A 25,986-nucleotide genomic window follows, 5' to 3' on the forward strand; every position below is an offset into this window, starting at 1 on the left:
GAGTGAGGTGACCGTGCCGAAAGTTCCGTCGCCCGGGGTGCACATGGCAAGTGCCGACGACGTACCGCCGCAAGGTGACAATCTCAGCACCTACCGAGCCAAGCGCTCCACCGACAGCACGCCGGAGCCGTTCGGGACGGTGTCGGCCGTATCCGGACATCTGTTCGTGGTGCACAAGCACGCGGCGCGGCAGCTGCACTTCGACCTGCGTCTCGAGATGGACGGCGTGCTCCGCTCATGGGCCGTCCCCAAAGGGCCATCGTACGACACCAACGACAAGCGGCTGGCGGTCAAGGTCGAGGACCACCCGCTCGAATACGGGGACTTCGAGGGGATCATTCCCGCGGGGAACTACGGTGCGGGCGGCGTGATCGTGTGGGACCGCGGCGAATGGGTGCCGCTCGAGGATTGGCGGCAGGGCCTCGAAAAGGGCAAGCTCCTGTTCGAGCTCAAAGGCTACAAGCTGCACGGCAAGTGGACGCTCGTGAAAATCAAGAAGAGCGAACGCGATTGGCTGTTGATCAAGGAGCGCGACGCCTACGTCAAGACGCCCGGCGACGAGTTCCCCGAACAGTCGGTGTTGTCCGGCCTAACGGTAGAAGAAGTCAAGGCCGGCGGCCTCAAGACGAAGACCGAGTCGGTGCGCGTCGAGCTCGACGACAGCGAGGCCAGGCGCGTTCGCGTGGACCCGCGCAGCGTCGAGGTGATGCTGGCCGAGCCGTCCGACACCATCTTCACGCGCGACGGGTGGCTGTTCGAGCTCAAGCTCGATGGGTACCGCCTGATCGCGAGCAAGCAGCACGGCGAAGCGCTGCTGCTCACGCGCAACGGCAACGACTACACGGCCGTATTTCCCGAGATCGCCCGGGCCATCGAAGCGCTTCCGTTAGACAGTTGCATCGTCGACGGCGAGGTGGTGGTGCTCGACCCGCAGGGGAAGCCGAGCTTCGCGCGGCTGCAGCAGCGCGGCCGGTTGACGTCGACGCTCGACATCAAGCGCGCGGCCGTCGAGCTTCCGGCCACCTTCTACGTGTTCGATTTTCTCGCGTTCGACGACTTCGACCTGCGTCCCCTGCCGCTCGTCAAACGCAAGGCGCTGCTCGCCGAGTCGGTGCCGAAGTTAGGCGCGGTGCGCGTACTCGACCACATCGAGCGCGAGGGCGAACGCTTTCTGGAGCAGGTGGCAGCCCTCGGCCTGGAAGGCGTGATCGCCAAGCGCGCCGATTCGACGTATCGCGGCGGCCGCACCGACTCCTGGCTCAAGATCAAAGCCGAGAAGACGGGCGACTTCGTGATCGTCGGGTTCACCGCGCCCAAGGGCGGCCGCGGGCATTTCGGCGCACTCCAGCTGGCCGACCTGGTGGACGGCACGCTGACCTACGCCGGCCGCGCCGGCACGGGATTCAACGACGCGTTGTTAGGCGAAATCGGCCGCATGCTCGCGGCGATCGTGCGGCCCGATCCGCCGTGCGCGGGGCCCGCGTTCGAACCGGGCGCCGAGCCGCGACCGTCCACGGACATTCCCGAGACCAAGACCACGACGTGGGTCGAGCCCAGGTACGTCTGCGAGGTGCGCTTTCGCGAGTGGACGCCGGACGGCGTGCTGCGCCATCCGGCGTTCCTGCATCTGCGCGCCGACAAGAACCCGGAAGATTGCGACCGTCAGGGCTGGAACGCGGCGCCGGGCACCGCCCCGACGCGCGATACGCCCTCGCCCGATGCGTCGGGCAACGACTCGGCGCCGCCGGCAGTCGCGCCGCAGCCGGAGGAGAAAACGGTCGCGTTCTCCAACGTGAAGAAGGTGTACTGGCCGGCCGAGCGGTACACCAAGGGCGATCTCATCGAGTACTACCGGGCGGTGTCGCCCATGCTGCTGCCGTACCTGCGCAACCGGCCGGTGGTGTTGACGCGTTATCCCGACGGCATCGACGGCAAGATGTTCTACCAGAAGGACGCGCCCGAGTTCGCACCGCGCTGGATCCGGACGATTCCCATCTGGAGCGAAGACACGCAGCGCGAGATTCGCTACTTCGTGTGCGACGACGAAGAGACGCTGCTCTACATCGCGAACATGGGTTCGATCCCGCTGCACATCTGGGCGAGCCGGGTGAGCTCGCTGGAGCAGCCCGACTGGTGTGTGATCGACCTCGACCCGAAAGAAGCGCCGTTCTCGGACGTCGTGCGCACGGCCATCGTGCTCCGCCGGCTCTGCGAGTCGATCGAGCTGCCGAGCTACGTCAAGACGACGGGGAAAACCGGATTGCACATCCTGGTGCCGTTGGGCCGGCAGATGACGTACGCGCAGTCGCGCACGTTAGGCGAGCTCCTCGCGCGGGTGGTGCTCCGCGAGAGCCACGGCTACGCGACGATTATCCGCCATGTGACCAAGCGCGGCGACAAGGTCTATCTCGACTATCTGCAGAACCGGCACGGACAGACCATCGTGGCGCCGTTCAGCGTGCGGCCGCTCCCCGGCGCGACCGTGTCGATGCCGCTCGTCTGGGACGAGGTGAACGACGCGCTCGACCCGAAGGCGTTCACGATCCGGAACGCGCTCGAGCGGATGGAGCGGTTAGGCAGCGATCCGTGTGCGGCCGTCCTGGAGCAGCAGCCGGATCTGGGCGCCGTGCTCCAGCGGTTGTCGGCGGTGCTCGCGCAGGGCCAGGATCCGGTCGACGAGGCGTGAGCCGCGGCGGCGACGCGGCGGCGTGCGCCTAACGCACGCCGGCCGCCGCGCCGCTCACGCCCCCGACCCGACCGTTGCGCCGCGCTTCGGCAGCACCCAGCCCGGCCGGACGAAGTGACAGGTGTAGCCGGTCGGGATCCGCTCGAGATAGTCCTGATGCTCGGGCTCCGCTTCCCAGAAGGGGCCCGCCGGCACGACGTCCGTCACAACCTTGCCCGGCCACAACCCGGACGCGTCGACATCGGCGATGGTGTCGCGGGCAACGCGCTCCTGCTCCGGCGTGGTGTAGAAGATCGCCGAGCGATAGCTCATCCCGATGTCGTTGCCCTGGCGGTTGCGCGTGGTGGGATCGTGAATCTGGAAGAAGAATTCGAGCAGCTTGCGGAAGCTGGTGACCGACGGATCGAAGATGATCTCGATCGCTTCGGCGTGGGTGCCGTGGTTGCGGTAGGTTGCGTTAGGCACGTCGCCGCCGGTGTAGCCGACGCGGGTGGAGATGACGCCGGGCTGGCGGCGGACGAGTTGCTGGACACCCCAGAAGCATCCGCCGGCGAGCACCGCGCGTTCGGTCCGTGCTCCGTCGATCGAGTTCGTCATGTTGTTCACCCTCCTCTGCTCACCGTAACCCGGACGCGCGGACTGTTCAAGGGTCAGTCGGCGCGGAGCGCGATGTTGGGATCGACGCGCGCCGCGCGCGCGGCCGGCATCGCGCAAGCGAGGCAGGTCACGCCCGCCAGCACGCCGACGACGGCGGCAATGACGACCGGGTCGTGCGCGGATTCGTCGAAGAGCAGCGGCGCGAGCCACCGGCCGGCGATGAGCGCGATGGCGATGCCGAAGGCCAGCCCCACGCCGCCCAAGCGCAGGCCGTCGCGCAGCACCAGGCGCGCGACGTTGGCGAGGCGCGCGCCAAGCGCGATGCGGATGCCGATCTCGTGCGTGCGCTGCGCCACGTTATACGCAATGACGCTGTAGATGCCGATCGCCGCGAGCACCAGCGCCAGCAAGCCCAACGCGGAGAACATCGTCGCCCCGATCTGCCACGACTGCTCGGCGGCCCCGACGATGCGGCTGAACGGTATCACCACGACGTAGCTGACGCCCGGCATCACCGATTGCAGGCGCCGGCGCACGAGCGCCAGCTCGTCCGCGCTGCGGCCCCGCACGCGCACGTACAGTCCGTACGCGGCGCGATTGGCCTGTGCCGCGGGAATGTAGTAGCTCGCGTCCGCCTGGTGCGAGATCTGCCGAAGCACGACGTTCTCCGAAACGCCGACGACCGTCGAGCACGCCGGCCCATCGACCTTGACGCACTTGCCTAACGGATTTTGCCCCGGCCACAGCCGCCGTGCCATCTCGGCGCTGACGACGATCGCGAGGGGCGCGCCGGGGCGGTCCGTCGAGTCGATCGCCCGGCCGGCCAGGATCCGCGTGCCCACGGTGCGAAAATAGCCCGGCGAGACGAGCTGGAGATTGAACGGACCCAGATGTTCGGCCGAATCGACGCCCGGCACGCTGATGCCCGTCCCCTCGAAGCTGTAGAACGGCGTGCTCACCATCTGCGTGGCGCCCTGGACGCCCGGCAGCGCCGACGCCTCGTCGGTGAGGCGCTGCATCAACCGCTTCTGCGCATCGGTCGAGAGCGTCATGCCCCGCAGGTTCACCTCGACGACGAGCGTATGGCCGACGTCGTAGCCTAACGGAAGGCCGCGGACGTTGGCAAAGCTGCGCACGAAGAGGCCGGCGGCGACCAGCAGCGCCGTCGAGAGCGCACCCTGCACGATCACGAGCGCCGTGCGGGCTCGCGACCGCTGGTACGTACCCTCGCGCACGCCCGCCTTGAGCGCCGCCGCCAGATCGCCGCGGAGACCGAACAGCGCCGGCGCCATCGAGGTCGCCAGTCCGACGACGAGCGTGATCGCGGCGCAGAAGGCGACCGTGCGCGCGTCGACCACGGCGCCGCTCACCGGGTCCCCGCCCGCATAGAGGAGGAGCAGCCCCGACGCCGTGACCCACGCAATGCCTAACCCGACGAGACCGCCGGCCACGGCCAGCAGCGCTCCCTCGGTGAACAGCTGCCCAACGAGGCGGCCGCGCCCAACGCCTAACGCCACCCGCAGCGCGATCTCGCGCCGGCGGCGGAACGCCCGCGCCAGCATCAGCCCCGCGACGTTGGCGCCGGCCACGATGAGCGTCACGACGGCAACCGCCCCCACCCAGAACGGCACCCGCCCCTGCGCGCCCGCATCCGGACCCCGGAGCACCTGCGTCGGCGCGAGAATCGCCGCCGGCTTCGCGGCCTCCACCGGAGCAAGCGTCGGGTCCATCGCACGCTCCGCTTCCCAGCTGCGGCGATACGCCGTCGTGAGGTCTGCTGTCGCCGCAGCCAGTGACACGCCCGGCTTTCGACGCACCAGAATGTCCAGCCACCCCCAGTCGTAGTTGTCGGCGAACGTCTTTTTCCGCAGCCCGCCGTACGCCGTGACGGGAATCCACGCCACGACATCGGCGCCATCATCGGTGCCCACAAACCCCTTCGGCGCGACACCGATGATCGTGTACGTGCCGCGATCGATCGCGAGCTGCGATCCGAGCACGTCGCGACGACCGCCGTAGTGCGATTGCCAGTAGGGATAACTCAGGACCGCGACCAGCGCGCCCTGCGGCGCCCGATCTTCCGACGTCGAATAGAATCGGCCAAGCACGGGACGCATGTCGAAGAAGGAAAAGAAACTTGCCGTCGCCCGACCCACCGGCATCTCGCTCGCATCCTGCCCAACGCCAACCGCCAGGATGCCCGGGGAATACGCCGCGGTTTGCGACACCGACGACGACCACTCCGCGAGATCCAGGTAGCGCCGATACTCGAACGAGTTGTCGGTCCGGTGTGTACCGCGGAAGTCGTACGCGCGATACACGCGGCTCACCATGGACGGATCGTGCATCATCGGCGGCGGCCGGAACATCAGCCGATCGATCACGCCAAAGATTCCTGCCGTCGCGCCGATGCCGAGGCCCAACGTCACGATGACGGCCAGGGTGAAGCCCGGCGTGAGGCGCAGCGTGCGGACCGCGTAGCGGAGATCCTGGATAGCGGCGTCGAGCAGCGCGACGCCGCGCGCCTCGCGATCCGCCTCTTTCGTCCGCTCCACGCCGCCTAACGCAATCCGTGCCCGCCGCTCGGCCGCAGCGCGCGGCAGGCCGGCCCGCACGTACTTGTCGGCCTCGCGCTCGAGGTGAAAGCGCAGTTCCGCATCCAGCTCGCGCTCCACGGCGTCGCGCCGCAGCACCGCGCGCAGGCGGTGCACCAACTCACTCCAGAGACGCCCGACCATGGATCACCGCATCTCGAGCACGAGGGAGACGGCGGTGGTCAACTTCTGCCACGCATCCAGCTCGTCGCCGAGCTGCTTGCGTCCCGCGTGCGTGAGCTCGTAGAACTTCGCGTGGCGGTTGTTCTCAGACGGCCCCCACGTCGCCTTGATCCAGCCGCGCCGCTCGAGCCGGTGCAGCGCCGGATAGAGCGACCCTTGCGGCACGTCGAGCATGGCGCGCGAGACTTGTCGCAGGCGCTCGGAAATCGCCCACCCGTGCTGCGGCTCGAGCGAAAGCGCCTTCAGAATCAGAAGATCGAGTGTGCCCTGCGGAAGATCGAGGCGGTCCATGACAGTTCCCTTGCGCTTCTACAGGGCACGATACTGCGCGTCCTGTAGAAGCGCAAGGGATCAGCGGGCGTCCGCGCGGACCTCGCCGCCGCCGCCGACCCGCGCCGCGGCCACCGGCAGCGTGAGCGTGAACGTCGACCCGACGCCCACCGCGCTCACCACCGTCAGGTCGCCGCCCATGGCGCGCGCCAGGTGCCGGCTGATCGCCAGGCCTAACCCAACGCCCTGCTGGCTGCCCGGCGTCGATTGGCGGTCGATCTGGACGAACGGCTCGAACACGCTCGCGAGCTTTTCCGCCGGAATCCCGCGGCCCGTGTCGGCCACCCCGACGGCCACCATCCGCCGCCCATTCGTCGTGCCGTCGTGCACCACGGGAACGAGCTCGCACGCCACCGTCACGCTGCCGCCGCTCGCCGTGAACTTGCAGGCGTTGGTCAGCAGATTGAGCAGGATCTGCTGGAGCTTCTCCGCGTCCGCGTACACGGTCAGCGACGCGTCGGCGGGCGCGTCCGCATACGCCAGCCCCCGCGCGCGCATCTGCGGCGCCATCAGCGTCTCGACGTTCGACAGGACGTCGGCCAGGCGCACGTCGTCTGACTGGAGGTCGAGGCGGCCGGACTCGATCCGCGCGAGATTCAGAATGTCGTTGATCAGCGACAACAGATGCTGCCCGCTTTTCTTGATCCGCGTCAGATCTTCTCGTTGGGCATCGGTGACCGGGCCGCGCAGCTCCATGGCCAGCAGATCGACATACCCGCTGATCGCGTTGAGCGGCGTGCGCAGCTCGTGGCTCATCGTGGCCAGGAATTCCGACTTGGCCGCGCTCGCCATCTCCGCGGCGCGCCGCGCCTCCTCGGCCACGCCCCGCTCCTCCTCGAGGTCGGCCACCGTGCGCTCGAGCTCCGTGTTCACCAACTGCAGCTCGTCGTTCGCGTGCGTCAACTCTTCGGATTGCATTTCCAGCTCGGTCGCCTGCTCCTGCAGATGCTGCTGCTGCTGCTCGAGCTCGGCGGCCTGCTCATGCAGCTGCCGGTTCTGCGCCTCGAGCTCCAACGCCTGCGTTTCCAGCCGCACGTTGGAGACGCCGAGATCATGCGTTAGGCGCTCGTGCGCGGCGGCGTGACGCGACAGCAGCGTGTTCACCAGCAGCGCGACGAGAACCGTGACGATCGTCCCGACGACCACGACCGTCTTGATGACGCGCGCGAGCCGCGCCTCGGACGCCGTGTGTTGGGCGAGCAGCCGGGCCTCCGATCGTTCCATCTCCGCCGCGACGAGCCGCGCGCCATCCATGTCGCGTTTGCCGCGGCCGCTCTCGACGACCGCCAACGCCGAATCGCGATGGCCGACGCGAGCCATGGCGATCGTCATGTCGATCTCGGCGAATCGCCTTTTGCTGAACGACGCGAGCGTATCGAGACGCGTCATCTGGCGCACCTGATTCGTGCGACCGGTCAACAGCGGCCGCAGCGAGTCCAGCGCGGCCGTCGCCTCGCGCTCGGCCGCCAGGTACGGCTCCAGGTAGTCGCCCCGACCGGTGAGCAGATATCCGCGCTGGCCGGTCTCGGCGTCCGTTAGACGGGAGAGGACGCGCTCGACCTGCTCGATGATGCGGTGGGTGTGCGCGACGTCGTCGCGCCCCTGCACCTGCGCATCGAGCCCCGCATACACCAGCCCCGCGAAGACCAGCACGACGATGCTCGGCACCACCACCGCCGCCAGATGCTGCCCGCGAGACCACTGCGCGATACGGGCAACAATGCGGCGATGCGGCGCTCTGGCTTGCCTTTCGACGATCATGCCTCCATGGGAACCCACGCCCTCGCACTCGCCGCAGGTGAACGCGAAAACGGGAGAGGTGCCGTGGCGCGAGTGCGCGCGAACGAACACCCGGTCCGCATCTGCCGTGGTGAGCGACGAGCGTCGCCACCGACATCGAAAAAAGTACGGTGGGGTCACGCCATGGCAAGAGAGCCCATCGTGAGCGAGCGACAGGCCGGTGGTCGTCCGATATTGGCCCCCCGCCCCCGTTGCCCTGCTGATCGCACCACTCGTCCCAACCCCCTTCCATTGCCGGATGGTCACGACTATTTCACCGGTGCTACGCCCCGAGGGCGGCCTGCGCCGGAACGTGGCCGCATTCTTGCGCGCGAACGGGTCGGCAGCTCAGGCGCGAATCCCACCGCGTTCGGCCACCACGGGACATTCCGGAGGTTTCGGCCAGGGAATGAAGGACAGGATGGGCTCAAAGAAGTCTCAGCGCGCCGACGAACAGCCGCCTGCGGACCTGCATGGCGCGCATCGCGCGTCCGGCCAGCAGCGGGCGGATGCACCGTCCCTACCGTTTCACGCGGACGCCGCGCTGTATCAATTGCTGGTCGAGAGCGTATCGGACTACGCCATCTTCGCGCTCGATTCCAGCGGCTACATCCGCACCTGGAACGCCGGCGCCCAGCGGTTCAAGGGCTACACGGCCGACGAGGCCATCGGTCAACATTTCTCGATCTTCTACCCCTCCGAGTTAGTCGCCGAGGGGTTTCCGGAGTTCGAGCTGCGTATGGCGGCGAATACCGGCCGCTTCGAGGACGACGGCTGGCGCCTCAGAAAGGACGGCACCCGTTTCTGGGCCAACGTCGTCATCACCGCGCTGCGTAACGACAGTGGCGAGCTCGTCGGATTCGCCAAGGTCACGCGGGATCTGACCGAGCGGCGGAAAGCCGAAGAAGCGATTCGCATTAGCGAACAGAATTTCCGCCTCCTCATCGAAGGCGTTCGGGACTACGCCATTTACATGCTCGATCCCGGCGGTCGCGTCGCAACCTGGAATAGCGGCGCCGAGCGCATCAGTGGGTTCGCGGCCTCCCAGATCATCGGGCGTTCACTCGGCGAGTTCTACCCGGCTGAAGCCGTCACGGCGAATGTGCCGGAGCAGCATCTCCATGTCGCGGCAACGACCGGCCGTTACGAGGACGAAGGATGGCGTGTTCGGAGCGACGGGAGGCGCTTCTGGGCGAGCATGTTGATCACCGCACTCCACGCCGAGGACGGCCACCTGATCGGCTTTGCGACCATCACGCGCGATCTCACCGAGCGGCGCGCGGCGCAGGAGCGTGCCCTGGCCGATGCACGCCGTGTAGCGTCGGAAGAGGCGAAGCTCGCCGAAGCCGCCGAGCGCGAGAGCGAGCTGCGCGGACTCGCGGACAAACTGCGCCGTCAGGCGTCGCAACTCGAGGCGCGTTCGCGCGACGCCCGCGATGCGCAGCGCCGCGCCGACGCCGCCAACCGCGCCAAGAGCGATTTCCTGGCCGCGATGTCGCACGAGCTGCGCACGCCGCTCAACGCGATCGGAGGCTACGCCGACCTGCTCCTGATGGGCCTCTCCGGTCCCGTCACGTCGCAGCAAGCCGAGCAGTTAGGCCGGATCAAGCGCAGCCAGGAGCATTTGTTAGGCATCATCAACGACATTCTCAACTTCAGCCGCGTCGAAGCCGGCCAGCTGACCTACGACTTCGGCGCGGTGCCGATTCAGCAAGTGATCGATGTCGTCGTCCGGATGTTGATGCCGCAGGCCATCGCGAAAGCCGTGCATCTCGAAGCGCGTCCGTGCGCCGCCGACGTGATCGCCTGGGCGGACCGGCTCAAGGCCGAGCAGATCGTGTTGAACCTCGTGTCGAACGCCGTCAAGTTCACGGCCGGCGGCGGGTCGGTCGTCGTGTCGTGCAAGCAGGTCGACGCCGAGTGCGTCGCGCTGGATGTGACCGACACGGGCTGCGGCATCCCGGCCGACAAGCTCGACGCGGTGTTCGAACCGTTCGTGCAAGTCGGCCGCTCCCTGACCAGCGCGCCCGAAGGTGCGGGGTTAGGCCTGGCCATCAGCCGCGACCTGGCGCGTTCGATGAAGGGCGACATCATCGTCGAGAGTACGATCGACGTCGGCACGACCTTCACGTTGACCCTGCCGGCGAACGTCGAACAACCGCACGCTGCGCAGTAGACCGCGCGAGCTGCGTCGCGCGCGCCTAGAGGCGCGTCTTCTCCTTCCTCCATTCCAGCCGGTAGTCCACGGCCGCGCCTCGTGATCCTTCGTACGCGAGCTGCGCCATGAGCAGTGTGAACGGCTCCATGTAGCGCGCGATCCGAAGGGGACCCGCATCGACCGGATCGAATCCCACATCGCGGATCAAACGGGCGGCGAGCTGTTTCGCTCGTGTGTCGTCGCCACAGTAGACGAGGCTCGGCGGCTTCGTATTGCCGCGCGCCTTGAAGACGCTGAACAGGACCTCGCTCGGGACGGTGCCGAACGCGGATACGACACGCGACCCGGGCGCCTTCTTCGCCAACTCTTCCGCGCCGGACGATGTGTGCGCAACGACGAGCGTCGCATCGCTCGCGTCCATTGGCAGCGAGCACGTGACGATCACGGCGCCCGAAATGTGGCCGGCTTCCTCGAGCACAGCGTCGACGCGGGACCAGTGCACGGCGAGCAGCACTGCGTCGGCCTCCCGCGTGGCGTCTGCCGGCGTCCCTGCGCGCGCCCTGTGCCCCGCGTCATGCGCCAACCGCTCGAGCTTGGCAGCGTCGCGTGAATAGCTGAACACCACTTGGTGACCGGCACGCGCGAAGAGCGTACCGAGTTTGCCACCCATGAGGCCGGAACCGAGAATGCCGATGCGCATGCGCGCGCTCCTTCGGAATGCAAGGAACGAGACTGGTCCAGCAATGGTCGCGCCGAGGCGAGCCGTTGGCCAGGTGTGGGTAATGCCGACTTGGAGGAAGATCTGGATCCGGTGGACATGGAGCGGGCGGGGCGGGACGCGGTCGGCTGGCGGGGGCCAGCGCGCCGCTTCCCCACGTCTATCGATGGGTGCCACCGCGTTCACTGCGTTGGGCGGCCTCGCACTGTGCCTGGCGGCGCTCGGCCTCTATAGTGTGATCGCGTACGGCGTCGCGCACCGCAGACACGAGTTGGGCGTGCGCATGGCCCTCGGCGCCCGATCGGCAGACATCGTGCGCCTGGTCGTCGGCGAGAGCATTCGATTCGCGGTGAGCGGACTGTTGATCGGCGGCATCGTGAGCGTGGCCGCCGCGCACTGGATCGCGCCGCTGCTATTCGACGAATCGCCGCACGATCCGGCCGTGTTCGCGGTGGTGGGCGCCGTGTTGATCGTGACCTCGCTCGCGGCGAGTTGGCTGCCGGCTCGACAAGCCGCACGCGTAGATCCAACGACAGCGCTACAGGCCGGCTAGGAGGGCCTCCGAATGTTGGGTCGCACGCCGCTCGTCGGTGTCCAAAGGCGGCCGAAGGCGATGCCGAACAACTGCAACAGCTTAATAAGGATGGTTCTTCGGAAATTTTCGGGAAACACGGCGAGAGTGATACGCTCATGAAGACGCGGACACGGTGCGGACACGACGGACACGACAGACAAAACAACGTCTTTGATTGTTATCCGGGCTGTGCCCGTTGTGTCCTGCTTTGTCCGCGTCTTCATGAGCGTAGCACTCTGCCCGTCCGGCGGCGAGTCTCCGCCCGAAGCGCCACATGGAGAGGTCCACGACAAAGGCTCTCATAGAACAACAGGGATGCAAGAGATCGGTCGGCGTGCGTCCGCGCTTAACGACGCGTCGTTGCGGTTGGATAGGCACCGACCCTATCTCTTACATCCTTTTCTTATCCTTTTGCACCTTTGTCGTAGATCTCTCCAGGCGGAGCGGGCCCCGCGAAGCGTCACTAATGTCAAACCAGGGCAGCCACCCATGTCATCACGACACCGCTCTCGCCTAACGGCGATCGGCGCAACCGCCTGGACGCTGGTAGCCGGCGTCGCGTGCAGCGGCGGCAGCTTGTCGAGCGCGGCGCACGCGCCGTACACGCCGGTGACGCGCACGGTCACGATCACGACGGTTCCGCTCCTCGTCAAAGAGGATCAACGGGTTCTGCCCTTCCTCGGTGCGGACTTCGCGAAGGGCGGCGTGCTGGACGGAAAGGAGGTGTATGCGTTCTCTCCGTCGTCGGTGACCGTCGTCGAAGGCGACACCATCCATTTCGTGCTGATCAATCCCGAGGATGACGTACACTCGTTCGTCCTGCCGGACATGGCGGTGTCCCTGCCGCCACAGAAGACGACCACCGTGAGCTACGTCGCCACGCGACCGGGCATCTTCCGGTTCGTGTGCTCGATTCCGGCGCACCTGCCGATGATGTGGGGACAGCTCATCGTGCTGCCGGCGTCGTCGATGCCGGGCGCGGCGCGTGAGGCGCGTTAGGCAACAGCGGCATTGCGGCCGCCGCTGTTGCCTAACGACAGCGCGTGTCACTGATTCTCAGCGGCAGCCCGCCGCCAGGCGCCGATGATGTCGAGGATGCTTTGGGACGGCTCGGCGCCCGGATCCCATTCGGTGGGCGACCCCGCGTCGAGAAGCAGCCGCCCAACGGCCGCGAAGTCCCGGGCGTTCGTCGCGTGCGACCGCTGCCCTTCCGCCGCCCAGACGAGCGGCGTCCCATGAAATTCGGCGTCCCGCGCCGACACCGACGCTCCGCGCGCCAGCAGCACGCGAGTCGTATCCACCTGCCCGGTCATGGCCGCGGCGTGCAGGCCGGTCCTGCCCATGTCATCGTCCGCGTGGTTCGGATCGAAACCGCACGCCAGCATCGTGTCGAGCACGATGGCATCTCCGCGCTCGGCGGCGCGGTAGAACGCGCCGTAGTGCTCGGGCCCGATCTCGTTGCGCAACGTCGAATTCGCGGCGAGCATCGCCTGAGCGCGGGCCCGATCACCGCGGCTGCACGCGGCGACGAACCGGTCGACCTCCGAGAGGTCGCTCGCGCCTCCGTGCACAGCGAGCCAGTCGGCGACCGCCGCGTTTCCGGACATCGCCGCCACGGCGTACGGCGTGCGTCCATCCAGTCGCGGCCGTGCCGGATCAGCGCCGCGCCGCACGAGCTCGGCGGCGAGCTCCGGCGACCCACGGCGCGCCACCGCGTGCAGCGGCCTCTCACCGTTAGGCGGGAAGACGGGATCGGGATCCGCGTCGTGATCGAGGAGCCATTGCGCGCCGACGGTGCTCTCGGACCACGTGAGGATCGCATACAGCGCCGCCGAGCCATCGGTCGCCCACGGTTGATTCACGTCGGCGCCATGCGCGTACAGCAGATCGAGCGCCGTGACGTCGCCGCCGCTCGCGGCGATGACGAGCGTGACGCCGTCATTCGGGTCGGCGCCCGCCTCGAGCAGTACCTCGGCGAGCGGCAGCAGATGCGCCACGCACACGGCGCTCCACAGGACCGGTCGGTAGACGCCGTGGTGGATCCACGGCACGCGCGTATTGGGGTCGGCTCCCGACGCGAGGAGCCGGCGCGCCACCGCCACCAGGCCATCGCCGCGATGCGGCGGGCCAAAGCCTAACGCGGTATGGCAGACGTACACCAGCGGCAGCCACCCGCGGGATCCGCCGGGATCGCTCGCCAGCGACGGCCGCTCCGTGAGGCGTGCAGCCACGGCGTCCGCATCGCCCATGAGCAGCGCGGTGTAGAAATTGGCGTGCGCGGTGGCCGGGTGCAGCGCGAGCAGCCGCGCGGCGCGGTCGGGACGGCCGTCGGTGGCTGCCTCGATGAACTGCGTCACCGCGTCGCCTGCCTCGGGGGTGAGCTCCTCCACGCGCGCGCCCAACGCGTTCCACGACGGGAACCCGTGCTCGCGCGCGATCACCGATTGCGCATCGTGCAGCGCGGCCGATGCGGCGAGCGCGTCGTCGTTGCGTTGGTGGGCGAATGCGGGAAGCGTGCGAAGCCGCGCGAGCGCGGCGGCGTCACGGGCTTTCACTGCGCGCAACAGGTCTTTGGCCTGGCGCTTGAGCTGCCCGAGATTCGGGCGCTCGGGTAACTGCGTCATACATCCTCCATGCGATAGCCGGCGGTCCGCAAGCAGGCCAGCACGGAGATGACAGCGGTCACCGTGAATGGAGGAGTGGACTCGGTCCTTCGCGCGGACCCGCGGGCGCCTCCCGGGCGCACGCCGTAATAGTCGGCGCTCCGAGCGTCACCGTCAAGGTTTGTCGCGTACCATCGCGACTGCCGTCGCCGGGCACGCCGACGCGAACTCCACCGTCTCGGCGATCGCGTGTGGAATCCTCGCTCGCTCCACGCGCTCGAAGCCGAACCGGGGGAAGAACCGTTCAGCCGTCACCGTCAGCAAGTAGAGCGCATGAATGCCGCGGGCGTCCGCGTCGGCGATTGCCTGCCTAGCGACCGCCTGCCCGACGCCCCGGCCGCGCCAATCGGGGTGCACGGCCACGGAACGCAGCACCGCCATGTCACCGCGGACGTCCAGGCCGGACACCGCGACGATCTGCCGTTGGGCGCCGCTCGACTCGGCCACGAAAAAATCGCCGGCATGTTCCCTCATGATCTCGGCCACGCCCGCAATGGTCAGATCGGCGCCGGCCAGCACGCGCTGGATTGCGCCGGCGTCGTCCTGCGTCGCTCGGCGAATGGAAGCTGGTCCGGCAGTCGTCGATGTCGTCATCGTGTTGTCCTGGGTTTCGTGGCGCGCACGAATCCACTCATTATCCTTCCCGCGACTTGATCGGCAAGGCCGACATCGAGACCCGTGCCGGCGAGCAGAGCAGCTGCATCGTCGCGCGTGTAGACGCGCGCCGGCTCGATGGTCGCGTTCTCGAAGCCGACTTCCGTTAGGAGATCGATGAACTCCTGCTCCTCCAGTGCGCCGGCCACGCACCCCGTCCAGAGCGGCATGCTCGCCTTGACAACATCGGGCAGCCCGCCGCGCACCACGACGTCGCTCACGGCGAATCGGCCGCCGGGCTTGAGCACGCGGAACGACTCGGCGAGCACGGCGCGCTTGTCGCCCGACAGGTTGATGACGCAATTCGAGATGATCACATCGACGCGATTGGATGGGAGCGGGATCGCCTCGATATGGCCCTTGAGAAAGTCGACGTTCGACGCGCCCGCGTTCGCCGCGTTCTCGAGCGCCAGCGCCAGCATCTCGTCCGTCATGTCCAACCCGTACACCTTCCCGGTTAGGCCGACGCGCTTCGCCGACAGCAGTACGTCGATGCCGCCGCCCGAACCCAGGTCGAGCACGACGTCGCCCTCGTGCAGCTCGGCCAGGGCCGTCGGATTCCCGCAGCCGAGCGACGCGACCAGCGCCTCCGATGGCAGGCCCGCGACTTGTCCGTCATCGTACAGATTCGCACTGATGGGATCGCACGACTGGCGCGTGGTCCCGCAGCAGCCTGCCGAGCTCGACGGCTCGCAGCAGGACACACCGCTCTCTCCTCGAGCCACCTGTCTCGCGATGCTGCCATAGCGCTCTCGCACGACGTCGCGAAGCCGGTCGGCTTCCACGGATCCCTTGCCACCGTTCTCGGTCATAGCCTCCTCCTGTTAATCAAAAAATGTTGATGTATTGATCACGACGATGCTGCGATCAGGTGCAACACCCGGACGCCTGACGCACCGGCATGGCGCGGCGTCGCGGCGCGAGTCCGGCCACGGCGTGCTCCATCTCGACGAACGCGTCGCGGCGCAGCGAGTAGTAGACCCAGCGGCCATCCTTCCGGTCGGACACCAGTCCCGCGTCCTTGAGCACCTTGAGATGGAACGACAGCCGGGACTGGGCCGCGCCTAACGCATCCTGCAGCTCGCACACGCAGCGCTCGCCGTCGCGCAGCATGGCGACGAGCGCCACCCGCGTGTCGTCCGAAAGCGCGTGGAACAGCCGGGCGGACCGGCGCATGTCAGCGGCGGAAGTCGTCGTGGGCACACCGTATTATATCAACTATTGTTGATTTGACAAGCCCCGCGATCCCGGACTACCGCGACTCGCCTCGCGCCCGTAACCGCACCGTCGTGCCCCATGGATCCCGCGCCACCACGTCGCCGCCATCGCGCTCCGCCGCGTGGCCCGCCGCACGGAGACTCTCGAGGACGCCCGCAACCGCCTCGGCGTTAGGCACTTCGAGCGTCCACTCGGCGAGGCGCGCGTCACCCTCGTCCGGCGCGCGCGCACCGGCACCCGCCCACGTGTTCGCGCCGAGGTGGTGGTGGTATCCGCCCGCGCTCATGAATAGCGCGCCCGGATAGTTCCACGCCGTCCGGTCGAATCCCAGGCCATCGGCGTAAAAGGCCGCCGCCCGATCGATGTCGCCGACGTGGAGGTGCACGTGTCCCATCTCCGTGCCTAACGGCATCCCGGTCCAGGCCGTATCCCCCGCGGCCGCCAGCAGGCCCGCCACGTCGATGGGATCGGTGGCCATCACCACCTGCCCGCCCTGCCGCCGCCATGTGTCTCGCGGGCGATCGGCATACACCTCGATGCCGAGGTTGTCCGGGTCCTGCAGGTACAACGCTTCGCTCACCAGGTGATCCGCCGACCCGGCGCGTTCGCCGGATGCAGCCAGGTGTCGCACGAACCGGCCGAGCGAGGCGCGATCGGGCAGCAGGATCGCGAAGTGATAGAGGCCGAGCCGGCCTCGGCGCGGCGCCGGAGCGGCGCCGCGGCGCTCGTCGAGCAACACCAGCGGCCTAACGGAACCGTGAGCTCCGAGCGACGCGTGACGCGCGCCGCGATCGAGCACCCGGAGGCCGATGACGCGCGTGTAGTAGTCGAGCGACCGCCCCAAATCGGCGATGTCGAGCCGCACCGGCCCGACCCGCGTGGCAGACGGCAGCCGAAATCCGCGCGGCGCCTCGCCGAAACGGCCCGGCGTCTCCGCGTCTCCGCGGTCGCCGGCGTCCACACGGTCGTTGGACCGCACGTTCATCGCCTTCCCAAGCGGTTCCGCACGCTGGTCCGAGTTTTGAGAGATACGCGTATTGTCTACTTCGAGACGCTGCATGAAATCTGCCTCAGGAAACGTGGAGGCCACAGGCCCATCCGCGGAGTTGGACGCGGATCGGAACAGCTCGCTCTTTGCCGGTGGAGGCGAGATGGGCGAGCGGATGCGCACGTTCGACTGGGCGTCGACGCCGCTGGGCTGCCCCGACCAGTGGCCGCAGAGTCTCAAGACGTGCGTGCGCATCATGCTGACATCGCGCCAGCCGATCTGGATCGGCTGGGGTGAGCAGCTGATCTTCATGTACAACGACGCCTACAGACCCATCATCGGCGGCCGTCATCCGCACGCGCTCGGTCAGCCCACGTCGGTCATCTGGCACGAGGTGTGGGATGTGATCGGTCCGATGCTGACGACCGCCATGCGTGGCGACCGCGGGACGTACGTCGAAGCACAGCTCCTCATCATGGAGCGCAACGGCTACGAGGAGGAGACGTACTACACCTTCTCGTATAGCCCCGTACCGGATGACGCAGGTAACACGGGAGGCATCATCTGTGCGAACACCGATGACACCCGGCGCGTCATCGGCGAACGGCAGACGGCCCTGCTCCGCGATATCGCCGCCAAGTCATCTGAAGCGCGCACGGCGGAAGACGCGTGCCGGCTCGCCGCCAAGGCGATCGACGAGAATCCGCGTGACGTCCCGTTGGCGCTCGTGTACTTGATCGACGCCGGCGACCCATCGCGAGCCGTCCTAACCGCGGTGTCGGGACTCTATGCCCAACGCGCTTCGCCCGCGCCGTGGATCGTGGCGACGGACGGAGCCTTCTTTCCGGAGGCCGTGGCGCAATCCGAGGACGCGACCTTCCGCCTGCTGGACCTGCCCTCGAGCTTCGGGGCATCCCTCACCGGACGATGGCGGCGGCCACCGACGCGGGCGGCCGTCCTCCCCATCGCCGCCCAGGGTGACAGCCGACCCGCAGGCGTTCTGATCGCGGGTATCAATCCCCTGCGACAGATCGACGACGACTACCGTCGATTTCTCAAGCTCGTCGCGTCACAGATTTCAGCGGGCATCGGCAACGCGCAGGCGTTTGACGCGCAGCGCGAGCGCGCCGACGCGCTGCTCGCCCTCGACCGTGCGAAGACCGCGTTCTTCTCGAACGTCAGCCACGAGTTTCGCACCCCGCTCACGCTGTTGCTCGCGCCGGCCGAAGAGGCCCTCACCGACCAGCACACGACCAGCGCCAACCGCGAACGGTTAGGCATCGTCCACCGCAACGGCCTGCGCCTGCTCAAGCTCGTGAATTCCCTGCTCGACTTCTCGCGCATCGAGGCCGGGCGCATGCAGGCGGTATACGAGCCGACCGACCTGGCCGCCTACACGGCAGAAGTCGCGTCGAGCTTCCGCTCGGCCGTCGAGCGCGCGGATCTGCGGCTCGTCGTCGAGGGCGGCGCGCTGCCCGAGCCGGTGTTCATCGATCGCGACATGTGGGAAAAAGTGGTGCTGAACCTGCTGTCCAACGCGTTCAAGCACACCTTCGAAGGCGAGATTCGCGTGACGGTCGATTCCGACGATCACCGGGCGCGCCTGGTGGTGCGCGACAGCGGCGTCGGGATTCCCTCCGACCAGCTGGCGCGCATCTTCGACCGCTTCCACCGCGTGCCTAACGCGCGCAGCCGGACGCACGAAGGCACCGGCATCGGGCTGGCGCTGGTGCAGGAGCTGGTGAAGCTGCAGGGCGGGACGATCGACGTCGAGAGCACACCGGGATACGGCACCGCATTCACCGTCGCGATCCCGTTCGGCGCGGCGCACCTTCCGCCCGATCGCGTGACACGCGAGCCGCATCGCGAGCACGACCTCGAGCGCACCGTCTCCGTCACTGCCACCTACGTCGAAGAGGCGCTGCGCTGGCTGCCCACCGACACCTCGGCACCCGATCGGGACGCCGCGGCCTCGCCGGCGAGCGCCGACCCGGTCGTCCAGCATCCGACGGTGGTGGTCGCCGACGACAACGGCGACATGCGCGAGTACGTGACGCGCCTGCTGCGCGAGCGCGGCATGCGAGTGGTCCCAGTGTCTAACGGAGCCGAGGCGCTCGATGCGATCCGCATCGCCCGGCCTAACGTTGTATTGAGCGACGTCATGATGCCCGAGCTGGATGGCTTCCAGCTGCTGCGTGCGGTCCGCGCCGATCAGCGCGTCGCCTCGGTGCCGTTCATCCTCTTGTCGGCGCGGGCCGGCGAAGAAGCCCGGGTGGAAGGACTGCACGCCGGCGCCGACGACTACCTCGTGAAACCGTTCAGCGCGAAGGAGCTCCTCTCGCGCGTCGACTCCCAGGTGCGCCGCGCGCGCGACCTCGCGCACGAGCGCCGACGCGCCGATGACGAGCAGCGCCTGCGCGTTGCGATCGAATCCGAGCGGGCGCGCTTTCGCAGCTTGTTCGTGCAAGCCCCGGCCGCCATCGCCGTGCTGCGCGGCCCCGATCACGTCTTCGAGATCGCCAACCAGGCGTACCTCGCCATGGTCGGCAACCGCCCGGTGCTCGGCCAGCCGGTGCACGAAGCGATTCCGGATCTCGTCGGACAGGGCGTCTACGAGGCCTTCGACACCGTGTACGAAACCGGCCGGCCCTTCGCCGCGAGCGAGTTTCGCGCCGAATTCGATGCCGACAACGACGGCGTCGCCGAAGAACACTTTTACAACTTCGTGTGTCAGCCCATCCGCGGCAGCGAGGATACGGTCGAAGCGCTGTTTTTCCACGCCGTCGAAGTCACCGATCTCGTGCGCGCCCGCCGCGAAGCCGAGCGCACACGGGCGGATGCGGAGGAAGCGAATCGCGCCAAATCGGATTTCCTGGCGGCAATGAGCCACGAGCTCCGAACGCCGCTCAACGCGATTGCTGGACACGCCGAGCTGCTCGACATGGGCATCCATGGCCCGGTCACCGCCGGCCAGCACGAAGCGTTAGGCAGAATTCAGCGGAGCGAAGCGCACCTGCTGTCGCTCATCAACGACATTCTCAACTTCGCCAAGCTCGAAGCCGGCCGCGTGGAGTACCAGCTCGACGATGTCAGGCCGTGGGAGGTCGTGCAGGAAGTGCTGACGATGGTGCATCCGATGCTCGTCGGCCGCCAGCTGACGTCCGAGGTGCGCGTCTCGCGCGAAGTCGTGGCGCGCGGCGACCGGGAAAAAATCAAGCAGATCGTGCTCAACCTCTTGTCGAACGCCATGAAGTTCACGGACGCCGGCGGTCACATCGAGATCGACACGCCGCGCCGCGCAACGGGCGATACCCCGGACGGGGTCGTCTTACTCCGCGTGTGGGACACCGGCATCGGCATCCCGCGCGACCGTCAGGACATCGTGTTCGACCCGTTCGTGCAAATCCATCGGAAGCTGACGCACAGCACCGAAGGTACGGGGCTCGGACTCGCGATCAGCCGGGACTTGGCGCGCGGCATGGGCGGCGATCTCCGCGTTCGGAGCACGGAGGGCGGCGGGTCCGCCTTCACGCTGTCGTTGCAATCGGCGGCGCGCGCAGGCAACGACTGACCGCGCGTCGAGGTGCCTAACGCTGCCGTCGCGCATCGCGGTGCGCAGGCTCCAACGCGGCGCGCGGCTCGGAGCGATAGAACTCGTCGATGCACGCCGTGATGACATCGCTGAGCACTTCTTCCAGACGACGGCGTTGACCGGGGGGCCGTAGCTCGTGGCGGGAACCCCAACTTTTCTTTACGGCCACGATCAATTCTTCGGGAAGCAGTCCGGCCGCGCGCGCGATTGCGCATACCGGGCGCGTGAAATCGGCGAGCTCACGGCGCGATGGTTCTCGTGCGTCGCTCGCCAATAGCCGAAGCCACAGCTCCGTCAGGAGCCGCTCCGCCTCATCCGGAAGCATCCGTCCGTCATTGCCGGCCATCGGGTGCCTCTGCACTCGAGGCCCTACATGCGCGAATCCACAATGCACGCTCGGCTTGAATCGCGCACTCGGGCGCTAACGCCAAAGTGCTACCCATTCGCGCGATCGACAAGGGGGACGCGTTTCCTCCCCCGGCGCTCGCTGCGGGCCTCGTGAGAAAGCGCTCGTGCACGGGCACTGCCACGACAAGTCGATCCCCGGCTTCGATGAGATCGGCACGGTGTTTGACAAGACCGGCCTCGACTCCAGGTTGCTCGATGCGGGCTGCTGCGGCATGGCGGGTGCGTTCGGTTACGAGCGGGGCGCACAGTATCGCGTGTCGATCGCCTGCGCCGAACGGGTGCTCTTGCCCGCGGTGCGGCACGCGGACGAAGATACGCTCATCATCGCCGATGGGTTCAGCTGCCGGGAGCAGATCGTGCAGACCACCAACCGGCGGCCGCTGCACCTGGCGGAAGTCCTGAAGCGCGCTCTGGACCGAGGAGGGCCATGAAAGAAGTCATCGTCGTCACCGGTGCGTCGGCAGGGTTAGGCAGGGCGATCGTCCGGCGGTTTGCGCGCGACGGCGCGGCCATCGGGCTCATCGCGCGCGGCCGCGAACGCCTCGAGCAAACGGCCTTCGAGGTCGAGTCGCTCGGCGGACGCGCGCTGATGCTTCCGTTAGACGTCGCCGACGCCGACGCCGTCGAAGCCGCCGCGGCGCGCGTCGAGGCGGAACTCGGCCCGATCGACGTCTGGATCAACAACGCCATGGTGTCCGTCTACTCGCCGATCAAGCAGATGAGCGCCGCGGAGTTTCGCCGCGTCACCGAAGTCACCTATCTCGGGTACGTTCACGGCACGCTGGCGGCGCTCAAGCGGATGCTGCCGCGCAACCGCGGCGTGATCATCCAGGTCGGCTCGGCGCTGGCGCACCGCAGCATTCCGCTGCAGTCGGCGTACTGCGCGTCCAAACATGCGATCATGGGATTTCACGAGTCGCTGCTCAGCGAGCTCATCCACGACGGCAGCAAGGTGCGCACGACCATGGTGCAGATGCCGGCGATGAATACGCCGCAGTTCGATTGGGCGAAGAGCCGCCTGCCCCGCCAGCCCCAACCCGTGCCGCCGATCTATCAACCCGAGGTGGGCGCCGATGCCGTGCACCATGCCGTTAGGCACGACGTCGGACGCGAGTTCCTCGTGAGCTGGTCCACGATCAAAGCGGTGGTGGGCGAGAAGCTCGTGCCGGCGTACATCGACCGCGACCTCGGCAGGAGCGGCTACGCGGCCGAGGAAACCCGGACGCCGGTGGAACCGGATCGCCCCGACAACCTCTGGCATCCGGTGTCCGGCGATTTCGCCGCGCACGGCCGATTCGACGACCGGTCGCGCTCATCGAGCGTCGAGCTGTGGATGGCAAAACGGAAGCCGTGGCTCACGTTAGGCGCCGCCGTGGTCGGCGCCGTCATCGCCGGGGCCGCGATCACCACTCGGCACGACGATGGGTGAGACCCGTGCGCCGCGCACTTCGCGGATGCGCTCCATCACCGGCGTCCCGACCACGGCCCGTCGGGCGCCGAGGGCGGCGGTCAGTGAAAACGCGACCGGCCGGCTGATGACGAACGTCGCAAAGCACATCGCCAGCACGAGGTGATCCAGCGCCGCGCCAAAATACTGCCACGGTGCGACGTTCGCGCCCGGATAGTTGGAGGAAAACAGCAGGGCCATCATGTAGATGAATCCGGCCACGCTGGCCGTGCGAGCCAGGATGCCCAACAACAAGGCGAGCCCGATCGCGAGCTCTCCGTATGCCACGAGAACGGCGATCGGCACCTGGTGCGTGAGCACGAATCCCCGCAGGACCGGCCGCATGAACGGATACGCCGCACCATCGGCCAGAAAGCGATGAATCCACCCGGCGAAGCCGCCGCCTAACGTGAACTGCGTGCCCACCACCTTGTACTCGGCGAAGATGAGGAACAGTATCCCCACGGCGATGCGCAGGAGCGAGAGCGCGCGGCTGTTGCGGTCGGCAGTGCCAGGTTGTTCGGAAACGATCATCGGGAGTCGGTTGTGGGAAATCACCGGCCATCGAGCTCGGCATAACCTGCGCCCGCGCACAGAGATTCCGTAGCGGCGGGGTGGCATGCCGCCGCCGCAAGGCATCTCACGCAACGTTCCGGATCAGTCGTCGCGCAACGCACCGATCGGATCGATCCGCGTTGCCCGCCTTACCGGGACGAGCACCGCGGCGACCGCAGCCACGAGCAGCACGGCGACCGCCGCCGCGATCGATGCCGGGTCGCTCGAGATGTCGTTGAGGTGGTGCTCGAGCAGCCGCACCGCGAGGAGCGACAGCGGGAGTCCGAGCACCACGCCGACGGCGACGGGACGGAGTCCGTCGCGGAGCACCATCCATGCGATGACAGAGCGGCGCGCGCCTAACGCAGACCGGACGCCGATTTCGGTGGTCCGGCGCCCGACGCTGTAGCTCATCACGCCGAACAATCCGATGGCGGCCAACATCAGTGCGAGCGCGCCGAGTCCCGTCGCCAGCCGTGCGACCAGGCGCTCGTCTCGAATCGAAAAGCGGATGAGCTGCGGCACCGTCTGGAGGTCGTCGATCACGATGGCCGGGTCCGTCGCCGTGATCGCGCGCCGAACCGACGGCAGCAGCCGCGCCGGATCGCCCGTCGTGCGGACGAGGAGCCGAAGCTCGGTGGGCTGCGCGAACTTCGTCGTCCCGCTCTTGTAGAGGTACGGGATATAGATGCGGCGCTCGACGCTGGGCGCGCTCGTCGTGTCCAGCGACTGTGACCGCACGTCCGCGATTTCGCCCACGATCTGGACGATGCTCGAATCATCGAATCGCGCCAACTGCCCAACCGGATTCGCGCCGTGAAAATAGAATCGCGCAAACGACTCGTTGACGAGCGCGGTTCGCGGCGGCGTGCCTTCGTCCTGCGGTCCCACGTCACGACCATGAATTAACCGTGCGCCGATGGTCTGCGCGTATCCAGCGCCGACTCTGTCCGCCGCACAGGAACTGTCGCGGATGGCGGCGCCGACCCAGCCGGGGACGCTGACCGTAGTGTGCCATTCGCTCCCGGAAAAAATGCCGAGCATCGAATACGTCACACGCGCGACTCCCGGAACCGACGACACCCGGTCGTGCAAGGCGTGCACCGCGCTCGCGAGACGCTCGGACGCGTAGCCCGGCGTCGCAATGTCCAGGTCGGCCACGATCAGGTGGTCGCGATCGAAGCCCAACGGCTGCGACTCCGTCTTCACCAGGCTCCGCGTGAGGATCGACGCGCCCACCAGCAGCAACAGCGACAGCGCGACCTGGCAGGCGATGAGTGTCCTGCCGAAGCGCGCGCTGTGCGCGATCGACCGGCCCGTCGTGCGCAGCACGGAGGCGAGGTCGACACGCGACGCGCGGAGCGCCGGCATCAATCCGAATGCGAGCGCCGAGGCCATCGAGACGGCGAGCGTGAACGCGATCACGTGCGCGTTGGGTCCGACCTCGAGCGAGATCGCATCGCCATCCGCCGCCATGAGCAGGAGCATGCGGCTGCCCCACCAGGCAACGACCACCGCCAGCGCGGCGCTCACGACCGCCAGCACGGCGCTCTCCGTTAGGAGTTGGCGGACGACACGCGCGTGGCCTGCACCCAGCGACAAGCGGAGCGAGATTTCGCGCCGGCGCGCGAGGCCGCGGGCCAGCAGCACGTTGGCGACGTTGACCAGCACGATGCACAGGAGCAATGCGACGCCGAGCATGAGCGCGATGAGCGGAGCGCGAAACGTTTCGCGCACGCCGGACAAGCCGCGTGCACCCGGCGCAAACGCGATCGTGAGCCCGCGATCCTTGATCTCCGCCAGCTCGTCGGCCGTGGCCGCGGCGAGAACGGCCGACCGCACCGCCGGGGTCGTTCGGGCGCGCACCTCGTCCAGCGTTAGGCCTGGCCTGGCGCGGCCGATGAGCAGCAGCCACATCATGCGGCGGTCGCGCAGGATCGGGACGTTCGGATGCATCCGGTCGTTGAGCGCGACCGGAAGATAGAGGTCCGTGGACTGCCCCACGACGTCGCCTGTGAATCCGCGCGCCGCGACGCCGGTGATCGTGAGGCGCACGCCGTTGACGACGATGTCGCGGCCCGCGACCGCCGGATCCCTGCCGAACCGCCTAACCCAGTAGTCGTAGCTGATCGTCGCCTGGGGCGGCGCGCCGGGCGCGTCCGCCGTGCTGTCGAACGTGCGGCCGAGCGCGGCGCCGACGCCCAGCACCGCGAAATAATTCCCGCTCACCATTCGCCCAACCGGATGTTCGGACTCCGCCGAGCGCTGGCCGATGCGCGCGTCGACGCGGCCCGCTTCGCCCACCGCCGCGAGTCCGGTGAAGGCGCGCGCGTCGCCGCGCACGTCGAGGTAGAGCGGGTACGAGTACGACTTGCCGTCGGGCGTCCCGTGGCCCCGCGAATACACGTTGCCCGGATCGCCGACGATGACGAGCGCGCCGGGATCTTTCACCGGCAGCTCGCGATTCAGCACCGCATCGATCAGCGAGTAAATGCTCGCATTGACACCGATGCCGAGCGCGAGCGACAGCGCGATGACCGTCGTGATCCCCGGCGCGCGTCGCATGCTGCGCAGGGCAAAGCGGACGTCGCGCTCGATGGTGTCGAGCCAGACCGGCGCGGACATGCCGCGCGCCTCCTCACCCAGGTAGGTGAGGTTGCCGAAGCGCCGGCGCGCCGCCAGCTCGGCGTCGCGCGGCGAGAGTGATCCGTGCGCCGCGTGCGCGCGCTGCGACGCGTCCAGCTCGAGGTGGAACTGCATTTCGCGCGCGCGGTCGCGCGCCCGACGCGAGCGATGGAGCAGCGCGCCGAGGCGATAGCGGAGGCCGTCGAGGCGTGACATG

The 25,986-nt window shown here is 67.9% G+C and carries 20 protein-coding genes; 7 read left to right on the forward strand and 13 right to left on the reverse strand.

Annotation, left to right across the window (positions count from 1 at the left end; genetic code table 11):
• Positions 1-13: 13 nt before the first annotated feature.
• Entirely contained in the window at positions 14-2,686 is a 2,673-nt protein-coding gene (ligD, locus tag VFW04_00440) for a DNA ligase D (protein HEX5177769.1), read from the forward strand.
• A gap of 54 nt (positions 2,687-2,740) precedes the next feature.
• Here the strand turns inward: ligD and msrA are convergent, their stop codons facing one another.
• From msrA to VFW04_00460, 4 genes are read right to left on the reverse strand one after another with little or no spacing between them, the layout of a single operon-like run.
• A complete protein-coding gene (gene msrA, locus VFW04_00445) occupies positions 2,741-3,283 on the reverse strand; it encodes a peptide-methionine (S)-S-oxide reductase MsrA (GenBank protein ID HEX5177770.1) in 543 nt (180 codons plus the stop codon).
• A gap of 53 nt (positions 3,284-3,336) precedes the next feature.
• Positions 3,337-6,021: an ADOP family duplicated permease gene (locus tag VFW04_00450; protein ID HEX5177771.1), complete on the reverse strand. Its 2,685-nt coding sequence runs from the start codon at positions 6,019-6,021 to the stop codon at positions 3,337-3,339.
• Between the two features lie 3 nt (positions 6,022-6,024).
• Positions 6,025-6,351, reverse strand: a complete 327-nt coding sequence (locus VFW04_00455) for a PadR family transcriptional regulator (GenBank protein HEX5177772.1) — start codon at positions 6,349-6,351, stop codon at positions 6,025-6,027.
• 60 nt (positions 6,352-6,411) lie between these two features.
• The gene (locus VFW04_00460; protein HEX5177773.1) at positions 6,412-8,151 is read right to left on the reverse strand and encodes a CHASE3 domain-containing protein; all 1,740 of its coding nucleotides are present in this window, start codon (positions 8,149-8,151) and stop codon (positions 6,412-6,414) included.
• A gap of 439 nt (positions 8,152-8,590) precedes the next feature.
• On the opposite strand from VFW04_00460, the gene VFW04_00465 reads away from it, so the two are divergent.
• Positions 8,591-10,345, forward strand: a complete 1,755-nt coding sequence (locus tag VFW04_00465) for a PAS domain-containing sensor histidine kinase (protein ID HEX5177774.1) — start codon at positions 8,591-8,593, stop codon at positions 10,343-10,345.
• 25 nt (positions 10,346-10,370) lie between these two features.
• On the opposite strand, the gene VFW04_00470 is transcribed toward VFW04_00465, so the two are convergent.
• On the reverse strand, positions 10,371-11,231 hold the full coding sequence (locus VFW04_00470; GenBank protein HEX5177775.1) for an NADPH-dependent F420 reductase: 861 nt from the start codon (positions 11,229-11,231) through the stop codon (positions 10,371-10,373).
• Here VFW04_00470 and VFW04_00475 point away from each other — a divergent pair.
• Together VFW04_00475 and VFW04_00480 are read left to right on the forward strand one after the other, a co-directional pair.
• Positions 11,212-11,598: an FtsX-like permease family protein gene (locus VFW04_00475; GenBank protein HEX5177776.1), complete on the forward strand. Its 387-nt coding sequence runs from the start codon at positions 11,212-11,214 to the stop codon at positions 11,596-11,598. The two genes, VFW04_00470 and VFW04_00475, sit on opposite strands and share 20 nt — an antisense overlap.
• A gap of 510 nt (positions 11,599-12,108) precedes the next feature.
• Positions 12,109-12,618, forward strand: coding sequence for a cupredoxin domain-containing protein (locus VFW04_00480; GenBank protein HEX5177777.1), 510 nt, complete (start codon positions 12,109-12,111; stop codon positions 12,616-12,618).
• Between the two features lie 47 nt (positions 12,619-12,665).
• On the opposite strand, the gene VFW04_00485 is transcribed toward VFW04_00480, so the two are convergent.
• From VFW04_00485 to VFW04_00505, 5 genes are all read right to left on the reverse strand, one after another.
• Positions 12,666-14,243, reverse strand: coding sequence for an ankyrin repeat domain-containing protein (locus VFW04_00485; protein ID HEX5177778.1), 1,578 nt, complete (start codon positions 14,241-14,243; stop codon positions 12,666-12,668).
• A gap of 153 nt (positions 14,244-14,396) precedes the next feature.
• Positions 14,397-14,876, reverse strand: a complete 480-nt coding sequence (gene arsN2, locus VFW04_00490; GenBank protein HEX5177779.1) for an arsenic resistance N-acetyltransferase ArsN2 — start codon at positions 14,874-14,876, stop codon at positions 14,397-14,399.
• Positions 14,873-15,748, reverse strand: coding sequence for an arsenite methyltransferase (locus tag VFW04_00495; protein HEX5177780.1), 876 nt, complete (start codon positions 15,746-15,748; stop codon positions 14,873-14,875). Before VFW04_00495 ends, arsN2 begins: the two co-directional genes overlap by 4 nt.
• 55 nt (positions 15,749-15,803) lie before the next feature.
• Positions 15,804-16,112, reverse strand: a complete 309-nt coding sequence (locus VFW04_00500; protein HEX5177781.1) for a metalloregulator ArsR/SmtB family transcription factor — start codon at positions 16,110-16,112, stop codon at positions 15,804-15,806.
• A gap of 76 nt (positions 16,113-16,188) precedes the next feature.
• The gene (locus VFW04_00505) at positions 16,189-17,133 is read right to left on the reverse strand and encodes a VOC family protein (GenBank protein ID HEX5177782.1); all 945 of its coding nucleotides are present in this window, start codon (positions 17,131-17,133) and stop codon (positions 16,189-16,191) included.
• A 79-nt stretch (positions 17,134-17,212) separates the two neighbouring features.
• Between VFW04_00505 and VFW04_00510 the strand changes: the two genes are divergently transcribed.
• Positions 17,213-20,713, forward strand: a complete 3,501-nt coding sequence (locus tag VFW04_00510) for an ATP-binding protein (GenBank protein ID HEX5177783.1) — start codon at positions 17,213-17,215, stop codon at positions 20,711-20,713.
• Between the two features lie 16 nt (positions 20,714-20,729).
• Here VFW04_00510 and VFW04_00515 read toward each other — a convergent pair whose 3' ends face one another.
• Positions 20,730-21,080 carry a hypothetical protein gene (locus VFW04_00515; protein ID HEX5177784.1) on the reverse strand — a complete coding sequence of 117 codons (351 nt, stop codon included), beginning with the start codon at positions 21,078-21,080 and terminating at the stop codon, positions 20,730-20,732.
• Positions 21,081-21,246: 166 nt separating this feature from the next.
• Between VFW04_00515 and VFW04_00520 the strand changes: the two genes are divergently transcribed.
• Both VFW04_00520 and VFW04_00525 read left to right on the forward strand, forming a co-directional pair.
• On the forward strand, positions 21,247-21,573 hold the full coding sequence (locus tag VFW04_00520) for a hypothetical protein (protein ID HEX5177785.1): 327 nt from the start codon (positions 21,247-21,249) through the stop codon (positions 21,571-21,573).
• Positions 21,570-22,571, forward strand: coding sequence for an SDR family oxidoreductase (locus VFW04_00525; protein ID HEX5177786.1), 1,002 nt, complete (start codon positions 21,570-21,572; stop codon positions 22,569-22,571). Before VFW04_00520 ends, VFW04_00525 begins: the two co-directional genes overlap by 4 nt.
• Here the strand turns inward: VFW04_00525 and VFW04_00530 are convergent.
• On the reverse strand, positions 22,503-23,123 hold the full coding sequence (locus VFW04_00530) for a TQO small subunit DoxD (protein ID HEX5177787.1): 621 nt from the start codon (positions 23,121-23,123) through the stop codon (positions 22,503-22,505). The genes VFW04_00525 and VFW04_00530 overlap by 69 nt on opposite strands.
• Positions 23,124-23,246: 123 nt before the next feature.
• Positions 23,247-25,985 (reverse strand): ABC transporter permease, encoded by a 2,739-nt coding sequence (locus VFW04_00535; GenBank protein HEX5177788.1) that lies wholly within the window; start codon positions 25,983-25,985, stop codon positions 23,247-23,249.
• Position 25,986 lies beyond the last annotated feature (1 nt).

This window comes from Gemmatimonadaceae bacterium (assembly GCA_036273715.1).
Lineage (GTDB): Bacteria > Gemmatimonadota > Gemmatimonadetes > Gemmatimonadales > Gemmatimonadaceae > JADGGM01.

Excerpts from the sequence above, each read along its gene's own strand:
- msrA (HEX5177770.1), bottom strand. The coding sequence starts at position 3,283 with ATGACGAACTCGATCGACGGAGCACGGACCGAACGCGCGGTGCTCGCC.
- VFW04_00485 (HEX5177778.1), bottom strand. The coding sequence starts at position 14,243 with ATGACGCAGTTACCCGAGCGCCCGAATCTCGGGCAGCTCAAGCGCCAG.
- VFW04_00500 (HEX5177781.1), bottom strand. The coding sequence starts at position 16,112 with ATGCGCCGGTCCGCCCGGCTGTTCCACGCGCTTTCGGACGACACGCGG.
- VFW04_00460 (HEX5177773.1), bottom strand. The coding sequence starts at position 8,151 with ATGATCGTCGAAAGGCAAGCCAGAGCGCCGCATCGCCGCATTGTTGCC.
- VFW04_00495 (HEX5177780.1), bottom strand. The coding sequence starts at position 15,748 with ATGACCGAGAACGGTGGCAAGGGATCCGTGGAAGCCGACCGGCTTCGC.
- VFW04_00515 (HEX5177784.1), bottom strand. The coding sequence starts at position 21,080 with ATGGCCGGCAATGACGGACGGATGCTTCCGGATGAGGCGGAGCGGCTC.
- VFW04_00525 (HEX5177786.1), top strand. The coding sequence starts at position 21,570 with ATGAAAGAAGTCATCGTCGTCACCGGTGCGTCGGCAGGGTTAGGCAGG.
- VFW04_00510 (HEX5177783.1), top strand. The coding sequence starts at position 17,213 with ATGAAATCTGCCTCAGGAAACGTGGAGGCCACAGGCCCATCCGCGGAG.
- VFW04_00450 (HEX5177771.1), bottom strand. The coding sequence starts at position 6,021 with ATGGTCGGGCGTCTCTGGAGTGAGTTGGTGCACCGCCTGCGCGCGGTG.
- arsN2 (HEX5177779.1), bottom strand. The coding sequence starts at position 14,876 with ATGACGACATCGACGACTGCCGGACCAGCTTCCATTCGCCGAGCGACG.
- VFW04_00480 (HEX5177777.1), top strand. The coding sequence starts at position 12,109 with ATGTCATCACGACACCGCTCTCGCCTAACGGCGATCGGCGCAACCGCC.
- VFW04_00535 (HEX5177788.1), bottom strand. The coding sequence starts at position 25,985 with ATGTCACGCCTCGACGGCCTCCGCTATCGCCTCGGCGCGCTGCTCCAT.
- VFW04_00530 (HEX5177787.1), bottom strand. The coding sequence starts at position 23,123 with ATGATCGTTTCCGAACAACCTGGCACTGCCGACCGCAACAGCCGCGCG.
- VFW04_00455 (HEX5177772.1), bottom strand. The coding sequence starts at position 6,351 with ATGGACCGCCTCGATCTTCCGCAGGGCACACTCGATCTTCTGATTCTG.
- VFW04_00465 (HEX5177774.1), top strand. The coding sequence starts at position 8,591 with ATGGGCTCAAAGAAGTCTCAGCGCGCCGACGAACAGCCGCCTGCGGAC.
- VFW04_00475 (HEX5177776.1), top strand. The coding sequence starts at position 11,212 with ATGGGTGCCACCGCGTTCACTGCGTTGGGCGGCCTCGCACTGTGCCTG.